We start from the raw sequence: 735 nt of genomic DNA, 5'->3' as shown, positions 1-735 counted from the left end.
CCTGCTGAAATGCCTCTTTCTGGGGCAGGATGTCACCACGAAGCCAGGCCACTTTATCTTTGCGGATCAGTAAATGGGTAAATAAAGACTGAGCAGGATCGCCATGTTCAATCACCCAGTTAATGCCGGCTTCGTGCCCTGAACAGGCCAGCTGATGCCGGGCCATACGGCTTACTTTCGCAGAGCCATCCCGGATACACTTTGTGGCGAACTCTGCATTCAATTCATGACGGCGCACCAGGGCCCGCATGGCCAGTTCAGATTGAGGGATCTGGCTGATGGCCGCGGACTGCAAGGTCTCAAGAAGCTGTGTTGATGTCGCCAGAGATACCGTATCCAGCCACATCTGTGCCTGCAGTTTATCGGCCAGCAGTAACGACAATTTCCCCGCAGTCGGATCAAGCCGATCAATCTCTGCTGAGCTCAGCACCCACAGCAGCACTTGAGGATGGGTGTCGGCCAACGGGTATACATAGCCAGGCTCAACCCGAAAAAGCGCCACAAACACCGCCATCAACCGAGCCAGTTTCTTGTTCAGCAAGTGGTAATAACGGCTGTCATTGTCAGGCAACCCTTTGTCCAGTGCACGATGACGCTGAGCCAGCAAGAAGCGCACTGCTTCGGCAGCACTATCCGCTTTCTCTCGAGCAAAACCCTGTATACCCGGTGCAGAGGCTTCAGCGCGCTCAACCGCCTGCTCTATCTCGGTACTTTCTGTCGATCCGAAGAAAGCGC

At 54.8% G+C, this 735-nt stretch carries 1 protein-coding gene; it reads right to left on the bottom strand.

Annotated elements, in window-relative coordinates:
- A partial coding sequence (locus P0Y67_RS22725; protein ID WP_342393710.1) for a hypothetical protein occupies nucleotides 1-735 on the bottom strand: 735 nt, incomplete at both ends.

Origin of the sequence: Photobacterium sp. SP02, from assembly GCF_038519165.1 — a bacterium.
Classification (GTDB): domain Bacteria; phylum Pseudomonadota; class Gammaproteobacteria; order Enterobacterales; family Vibrionaceae; genus Photobacterium; species Photobacterium halotolerans.
This window is presented reverse-complemented; position numbering and strand designations above follow the sequence as displayed.